Genomic DNA, 8,027 nt, shown 5'->3' on the forward strand with positions numbered 1-8,027 from the left:
CACGCCACACCCACCCCCGGCAACCCGCCGCCCACAACCACCACAGCGTCCCGTCACCGGTCTGCGGAACCCGCCCCGGCCCGCGTCGCCCACCCGCTCGCCCCGCCCGGGCCCGGGTCCGGGCCCCGTCCGGCGCACGCCGCCGGCCCGCGCGCCACGCCGCCCGGACCGCCCCGGCCCCGCCCGACCCCACCGGCGTCGGTACGCCACAAAGAGTCAGGAACCCCCACATGGACCGCCTAGCCAACACCGTGCGCCCCTACGCCTGGGGTTCCGTCACCGCCATCCCCGAACTCCTCGGCACCGAGCCGACCGGCGAGCCGCAGGCCGAACTGTGGATGGGCGCCCACCCGGGCGCGCCCTCGCACGTCGACCGGGGCGCGGGCCCCGTCGGCCTCAACGAGGTCATCGCCGCTGACCCGGAGGCCGAACTCGGCCCGGAGGCCGTCCGCCGCTTCGGCGACCGACTGCCGTTCCTGCTCAAGGTGCTGGCCGCACAGGTCCCGCTCTCCCTCCAGGTCCACCCCGACCTCGACCAGGCCAGGGCCGGCTTCGCCGACGAGGAGCGGCGCGGCGTGCCCATCGACGCCCCGCACCGCAACTACAAGGACGCCAACCACAAGCCCGAACTGATCTGCGCCCTCACCCCCTTCGACGGCCTGTGCGGCTTCCGATCCCCCGCCGAGGCCGCCGACCTGCTCGCCGCGCTCGACGTGGACTCGCTCAAGCCGTACGTGGACATCCTGCGCGCCATGCCGGACACCGACGCGCTGCGCGAGGTGCTCACCGCCGTCCTCAGCGCCGACCGCGAGGCCATGGCCGCCACCGTCACCGAGGCGACCGAGGCCGCCACCCGGCTGGCCGCGGCGGGCGGCCCGCACGCCGACGCCTACGCCGCGTACGCCGCCGTCGCCCGCGCGTTCCCCGGCGACCCCGGCGTGATCGCCGGCATGCTGCTCAACCACGTCAGGCTCCAGCCCGGCGAGGGGCTCTACCTGGGCGCCGGCGTCCCGCACGCCTACCTCAGCGGCCTCGGCGTCGAACTCATGGCCAACTCCGACAACGTGCTGCGCTGCGGCCTCACCCCCAAGCACGTCGACGTCCCCGAGCTGCTGCGGATCGTACGGTTCGAGAGCGCCCCGCCCGGCGTGCTGCGCCCCGAGGCCGACCCGGACGGCGCGGAGGTCTACGCGACGCCCATCGACGAGTTCCGGCTCTCCCGTCACGTCCTGCCCGCCGACGCCGCCCCCCGCCCGCTGCCGACCGGCGCCCCGCAGCTCCTGCTCTGCACCGCGGGCCGGATCACGCTGCGCGGCCAGGGCCCGACGGCCCCCGGCGCGGCCACCGAACTGCGCCTGACCCAGGGCGAGTCGGCCTACGTGCCCGCCCCCGAGGCCGTCGAACTCACCGGCGAGGGCACGCTCTACCGCGCCACACTCGCCCTCTGACACCCCGGCCCCGCCGGCCCGCGCCCCGCCGCACGCACCGCCGGGCCGGCGGCCGAAACGCACCCCACCGACACCCGCCCGACATCCCACCCGCACCTCGACGCCGCGCCCTGACACCGCTCAGCCACGGAAGGCTGCAACAATGGCCCGCCGTAAAGCAGCCGTAAAGCGCCGACCCCGCGTCAGGCGCCAGGCGGACACGGGCGGAAGGGACAACTGGCACACATGAGTGCATCGGGCGGAACCAAGGCGATCGTCGCCGCACTGGGCGCCAACCTGGCCATCGCGGTGGCCAAGTTCGTGGCGTTCGCGTTCAGCGGCTCGTCGTCCATGCTCGCCGAGGGCGTGCACTCGCTGGCCGACTCGGGCAACCAGGGGCTGCTGCTCCTCGGTGGCAAGAAGGCCAAGCGGGAGGCGACCCCGCAACACCCCTTCGGATACGGCCGCGAGCGCTACATCTACGGCTTCCTCGTCTCCATCGTGCTGTTCACCATCGGTGGTGTCTTCGCGCTCTACGAGGGCTACGAGAAGATCAAGGACCCTCACGAGATCGAGCACTGGTACTGGCCGGTCGGCGTGCTCGTCTTCGCGATCATCGCCGAGACGTTCTCCTTCCGCACCGCGATCAAGGAGTCCAACCAGGTACGTGGCGCGCTGAGCTGGTCCCAGTTCGTCCGCCGCGCCAAGGCCCCCGAACTCCCCGTCGTCCTCCTTGAGGACCTCGGCGCGCTGGTCGGCCTCATCCTCGCGCTCGGCGGCGTCAGCCTCGCCCTCGCCACCGGCGACGGCGTCTGGGACGGCATCGGAACCCTGTGCATCGGCGTTCTCCTCGTCCTGATCGCCATCGTGCTCGCGGCCGAGACGAAGTCGCTGCTGCTCGGCGAGGCGGCCGACACGGACCAGGTGGAGGCGATCCGGTCGGCCGTGGTCGACGGCGAGACCGTCACCCACCTGATCCACATGCGCACGCTGCACCTCGGCCCGGAGGAACTGCTGGTCGCCGCCAAGATCGCGGTACGCCACGACGACACGGCGACGGAGGTGGCCGCGGCCATCAACGCCGCCGAGGAACGCATCCGCGCCGCCGTCCCGATCGCCCGCGTCATCTACCTGGAGCCGGACATCTACAGCGCCACCGCCGCCGCGTCCGGCGCCTCCCTCACCAAGCCGACGGCTCCCTGACCCGCGGGGCGCCTCGGCCGGCGGCCGGGGGAGCGGGGGCGAGGCCACGCCGGGGCGTCCCGGTCACGGGATCTCCGCCAGCACCTCCATGATCGCCGCCGGGTCCGGGGCGTCCCGCAACCGCGCGCGGAAGCCGGCATCCGTGAGCGCCCGCGCCAACCGCGCGAGGATGCGCAGGTGCTCGTCGCCCGCGGCGGCCTCGGGCACGGCGATCATGAAGATCAGCCGGGCCCGGGTGCCGTCGGGCGAGCCCCACTCGATGCCCTCGGCCGAGCGCGCGAAGCCGACCACGGGCGCGGTCACCGCATCGGTCTTCGCATGCGGAACGGCGATCTCCGCGCCGAGCCCGGTCGTCCCCTGTTCCTCCCGCTCCAGGGCGGCCCGCTCCAACGCGGCCACGTCGGCGACCCGCCCGGACCGCGCCACCAACGCCGCCAACTCGCGGATCGCCCCGTCCCGATCCGTCGCCACGAGCCCTCCCGCGACGCTGTCCCGCGACACGTACCGCGCCAACCCCGCCGCCCCCGCCTCGACGGGAACGGAAGCGGGCACGGGCACGGGAGCAGCGGCGGGCGCCGGCGCCGGCACCGACTCCCTACGAACGGCCTCGGCCGAGCATCGCGCCGTACGCCCCGTCTCCACCGGCGCCCCCGCCGTACGCCCCGCCTCGGCCGGCGCCCCTGTCGTACGCCCCGCCTCCGGCGCCCCCCGCCCCGCACCACCCGCACCCGTCATGGACGCCCCGCCCGCCACGCCCAGCACACCCGTCACCCGTTCCCCCGCCTCCAGTGACAGCAGGGCCACCGTCGTCAGGGCCGTGACCAGCGTGCCGATCGCGACCGCCACCAGGAACATCGGCGTGCCGCCCACGGCCCCGAACGCCGCCACGATCGGCCCGCCGTGCGGCACCGCGTCCGTGACCGTGGCCAACCCGGCGATGGCCCCGGCCGCCGCGCCGCCCAGCAGGTTCGCCGGGATGACCCGCGCCGGGCGGGCCGCCGCGAACGGGATCGCCCCCTCGGTGATCCCGAAGAACCCCATGAACAGCGCCGCCAGCCCGGTCTCGCGCTCCTGGCCGTCGTAGAGCCGGCGGCGGATCAGCGTGGCCAGGCCCTGCCCGAGCGGCGGCACCGGAATGGCCGCCGCGCACATGCCCATGATCTCGGGGTTCTCGGCGACCAGACCGGCACCGAACAGGAAGGCCGTCTTGTTCACCGGCCCGCCCATGTCGAAACTGATCATCAGGCCGAGGATGACGCCGAGCAGCGCCGCGCTGGTGCCGGTCAGCTCGCCGAGCCAGTCGGTGAGGTGCTCGAAGACCCAGGCGATCGGGTTGCCCAGGACGTGGACGAAGAAGAGCCCGAGCACCGTGGTGGCCAGGATCGGGATGACGATCACGGGCATGATCGGCTGGACGAACCGGGGTACCCGGACCCGCTTGATCCACAGCACCAGGTACCCGGCCAGGAACCCGGCGACGATCGCCCCGATGAACCCCGCCCCCGCCTCCGAGTCGTACAACTCGCCGTGCGCCGCGATCCAACCCCCCACCATCCCGGGCGCCAGCGCGGGCCGGTCGGCGATGGCGTACGCGATGTACCCGGCCAGAATCGGGATCATCAGCTCGAAACCGACCGTGCCGATGTCGTTGACGGCCTTCCAGAACGACCCGTCGGGGATCACGATCCCCTCGGACGTCGTCTCCCCACCCAGCGCCAGCGAGGCCGCGATCAGCAACCCACCCACGACCACGAACGGGATCATGTACGAGACGCCGTTCATCAGCGCCTTGTACGTCACGCTCCGCTCCCCACCCCGCCCGGCACTCCCACCGCTACCGCCACCGGACGGCACTCCAGCCACGCCCGGTTCGCCGGGCGCACCCGGCGCGTGCGCGGCGTCGTGCCCGGCGCCCGCCCGGTCCCGCGCGCGACCTTCCGCCTCTTCGCCACCGTGGACGGGGGCGCTCAGCGCCCGTGCGATCAGCTCCTCGGGCCGGTGGATGCCCTCGGACACCCCGACCACGAGCACGGGCTTGCCGACGAACCTGCTCCGGTCGACGTCCTTGTCGGCGGCGATGATGACGGCGTCCGCGCTGCTGACATCGTTGTCTGACAGTACGTTTTCAGCCCCGATCGCCCCCTGGGTCTCCACCTTGATCCGGTGCCCCAGCGCCTCGGCGGCCCGGGTCAGGTTCTCGGCGGCCATGTACGTGTGGGCGATCCCGGTGGGGCAGGCGGTGACCGCGAGCAGCCTGAGCCCGCCCGCCGCCGCGCCGCCGGGCGCATCGGCCGAACTGGTGGTCACGTGGATCTCCTTACCGGTCGTCGCGACGGAACGTGCTGCGGATGATCCCGCGCCCGCCGCCCCGAGAACACACCCCGGACCGAACCAACCCGACCGGGCCGCGCCGCGCCGACCGGAACGCGCCAGGGCGCGGCCGAGACACCACCGCTTCGGCCCCGCCCGGGTCAAGGGGGCTGGGGTTCGCTGGGCCGATCGGTGTAGATTCGTGACAGCCAGACGTCGCTGCTGATGGCGGTCGGGCGGTCCGCTTCGCGGTCCGACCGAGGGAGAGAGGGCCTCCGACGGACTGCGCTGCGACAAGGGGACAGCTCTGTCCGCTGCCGCATGCCCAGCCGAACACCTCTCCATCCCCAACGCACGAGGAGCAGCATTCATGTCGACTGCCGACGCCAACGGCCGGGACTTCAAGGTCGCCGACCTGTCCCTGGCCGACTTCGGCCGCAAGGAGATCACCCTCGCCGAGCACGAGATGCCGGGCCTGATGTCGATCCGCCGTGAGTACGCGGACGCCCAGCCCCTCGCCGGCGCCCGGATCACCGGCTCGCTGCACATGACCGTGCAGACCGCCGTCCTCATCGAGACGCTGGCGGCGCTCGGCGCCCAGGTCCGCTGGGCCTCCTGCAACATCTTCTCCACCCAGGACCACGCCGCCGCGGCCGTCGCCGTCGGCCCGAACGGCACCCCGGACAACCCCCAGGGCGTCCCCGTCTTCGCCTGGAAGGGCGAGACGCTCGAGGAGTACTGGTGGTGCACCGAGCAGGCGCTGACCTGGCCGGGCACCGCCACCGGCGGCCCGAACATGATCCTCGACGACGGCGGCGACGCCACCGTCCTGGTCCACAAGGGCGTCGAGTACGAGAAGGCCGGCGCGGCCCCGGACGTCTCCACCGCGGAGAACGACGAGCACCGCGTCATCCTCCAGCTCCTCAACCGCACCCTCGCCGAGAACCCGCAGAAGTGGACGCAGCTCGCGTCCGAGATCCGCGGCGTGACCGAGGAGACCACCACCGGCGTGCACCGGCTGTACGAGATGCACCAGGCCGGCGACCTCCTCTTCCCGGCGATCAACGTCAACGACGCCGTCACCAAGTCGAAGTTCGACAACAAGTACGGCTGCCGCCACTCCCTCGTGGACGGCATCAACCGCGCGACCGACGTCCTCATCGGCGGCAAGGTCGCGGTCATCTGCGGCTACGGCGACGTGGGCAAGGGCTGCGCGGAGTCGCTCCGCGGCCAGGGCGCCCGCGTGATCGTCACCGAGATCGACCCCATCTGCGCCCTCCAGGCGGCCATGGACGGCTACCAGGTGGCCACGCTGGACGACGTGGTGGAGACGGCGGACATCTTCATCACCACCACCGGCAACAAGGACATCATCATGGCCAGCGACATGGCCAAGATGAAGCACCAGGCCATCGTCGGGAACATCGGCCACTTCGACAACGAGATCGACATGGCCGGCCTCGCCGCCATCCCCGGCATCGTCAAGGACGAGGTCAAGCCGCAGGTCCACACCTGGACCTTCCCGGAGGGCAAGAAGATCATCGTCCTCTCCGAGGGCCGCCTGCTGAACCTGGGCAACGCGACCGGCCACCCGTCGTTCGTCATGTCCAACTCCTTCGCGAACCAGACGATCGCCCAGATCGAGCTGTTCACGAAGCCGGAGGCGTACCCGACGGACGTCTACGTGCTGCCGAAGCACCTCGACGAGAAGGTCGCCCGCCTGCACCTGGACGCCCTCGGCGCCAAGCTGACCACGCTCCGCCCGGAGCAGGCGGCCTACATCGGCGTCCCGGTCGAGGGCCCGTACAAGCCCGACCACTACCGCTACTGATCCACCCGCCGCCGCCCCGGACCGGGCGAGCGACGCCGCGGCGCCCCGCGCGCCACGGTCCGCATCGCCCCGACGGGGCGCGGCGACCGGTCAGCCAGCAGTAAGCACCACGCTCCCGCCACGAACGGGGGAGCATGAGGGCCTGCCCCGGCCACCTCCGGCCGGGCGGGCCCTCATTCGTCAAGGACCCCACCATGCCCCGTGGCCGCTATGCGCTCTACGACCCGCACGATCACACCCCCCTCGGCGTAGAACAGTTCCACTGCGCGCCCGGCCCCTCCGGCTGGCGCTACGTCTCCCAGGTGACCTCCCCCTCCGGCGACCGCGCCGGCTCCGTCGACCTCGCCATCGACGCGCTCGGCCGCCCGCTACGGATGGAGCTCCAGGCCACCGACTGGCGCGTCCGCGGCGCCGCCATCGACGGCGTCAGTTGGGTCCGCACCGACGCCTCCGGCGCACACGCCACCGAAGGCAACGCCGCCGCCCATGCCTTCACCGGTACGTCCCCCGCCTTCCTCGTCGCCGCCACCCGACTCCTGCGCCTCACCCCCGGCGCCCCCGCCACCCGCCTGCGGCTCGTCGCACTCACCGCCCCCGTGCTGGCGCCCCGGACCCTCGACCAGTCCTGGGCACTGCTGAAAAGCGAAGCACACGGCACCGACAACGACCCGCTCATCGTGGACGAGTACCAGGTCAACGAGCTGGACACCGGCGAGCAGCACAGCATCCACATCGCTGGCGACGTCGTCCTCGCGGCCCCCGGCATCGAGCTGGAAGACCTCGACACCCCACCGTCCTCATTCACCTGAGGCTCCGGGGGCCGGTGCCCGCGGCCCGGCCGCACGCCAGCCCCACCCGGATGGCCCGACGCTCGATGTGCGTCAACACCCGCTGACCTGCTAACCTCCTGTTCACCCCAGGGGACCGTTGACACGGCACTCAGGGGGAGGTAGATTTTAACGGTTGCCGCGAGTTCGACAGAACCGCGATTGATGGTTAGCATCTAACTCGCTTCTAGCGCGAACGTGATTCCGCTGAGGCGCCTTCGATTCTGAATGAGAAACGCAAGGGCGATTCGATCGGCCGAAACGATTCTGATAAAGTCGAAGAGTCGAAAGGCAAAAGGCCCTCCAATGGCCACCGGAAACAAATTCCGACCGGAAACGGCAGGAAAAAGGATCTGGTAAGGTTGGAAACACCGAAGGGAAGCGCCCGGAGGGCCCGGTGAAACGGGACCGAAGGAAGCGTCCGTTCCT

The 8,027-nt window shown here is 72.1% G+C and carries 5 protein-coding genes; 4 read left to right on the forward strand and 1 reads right to left on the reverse strand.

The window, feature by feature from the left end:
- The first annotated feature begins 230 nt into the window (after positions 1 to 230).
- Together manA and AC3CHW_RS22245 are read left to right on the forward strand one after the other, a co-directional pair.
- Positions 231 to 1,448 (forward strand): mannose-6-phosphate isomerase, class I, encoded by a 1,218-nt coding sequence (gene manA, locus AC3CHW_RS22240; RefSeq protein ID WP_398611505.1) that lies wholly within the window; start codon positions 231 to 233, stop codon positions 1,446 to 1,448.
- 225 nt (positions 1,449 to 1,673) lie between these two features.
- Positions 1,674 to 2,630, forward strand: coding sequence for a cation diffusion facilitator family transporter (locus tag AC3CHW_RS22245; protein ID WP_459250974.1), 957 nt, complete (start codon positions 1,674 to 1,676; stop codon positions 2,628 to 2,630).
- 63 nt (positions 2,631 to 2,693) lie between these two features.
- Here AC3CHW_RS22245 and AC3CHW_RS22250 read toward each other — a convergent pair whose 3' ends face one another.
- On the reverse strand, positions 2,694 to 4,838 hold the full coding sequence (locus tag AC3CHW_RS22250) for a fructose-specific PTS transporter subunit EIIC (protein ID WP_488471135.1): 2,145 nt from the start codon (positions 4,836 to 4,838) through the stop codon (positions 2,694 to 2,696).
- Positions 4,839 to 5,310: 472 nt separating this feature from the next.
- Here AC3CHW_RS22250 and ahcY point away from each other — a divergent pair, with 472 nt between their 5' ends.
- Entirely contained in the window at positions 5,311 to 6,771 is a 1,461-nt protein-coding gene (gene ahcY, locus AC3CHW_RS22255) for an adenosylhomocysteinase (protein ID WP_488467634.1), read from the forward strand.
- Positions 6,772 to 6,965: 194 nt separating this feature from the next.
- Positions 6,966 to 7,580 carry a hypothetical protein gene (locus tag AC3CHW_RS22260; protein WP_387592425.1) on the forward strand — a complete coding sequence of 205 codons (615 nt, stop codon included), beginning with the start codon at positions 6,966 to 6,968 and terminating at the stop codon, positions 7,578 to 7,580.
- Positions 7,581 to 8,027: the final 447 nt, after the last annotated feature.

Source organism: Streptomyces sp. MGP-BFMKR1 (assembly GCF_057766585.1).

Excerpts from the sequence above, each read along its gene's own strand:
- ahcY (WP_488467634.1), top strand. The coding sequence starts at position 5,311 with ATGTCGACTGCCGACGCCAACGGCCGGGACTTCAAGGTCGCCGACCTG.
- AC3CHW_RS22245 (WP_459250974.1), top strand. The coding sequence starts at position 1,674 with ATGAGTGCATCGGGCGGAACCAAGGCGATCGTCGCCGCACTGGGCGCC.
- AC3CHW_RS22250 (WP_488471135.1), bottom strand. The coding sequence starts at position 4,838 with ATGGCCGCCGAGAACCTGACCCGGGCCGCCGAGGCGCTGGGGCACCGG.
- manA (WP_398611505.1), top strand. The coding sequence starts at position 231 with ATGGACCGCCTAGCCAACACCGTGCGCCCCTACGCCTGGGGTTCCGTC.
- AC3CHW_RS22260 (WP_387592425.1), top strand. The coding sequence starts at position 6,966 with ATGCCCCGTGGCCGCTATGCGCTCTACGACCCGCACGATCACACCCCC.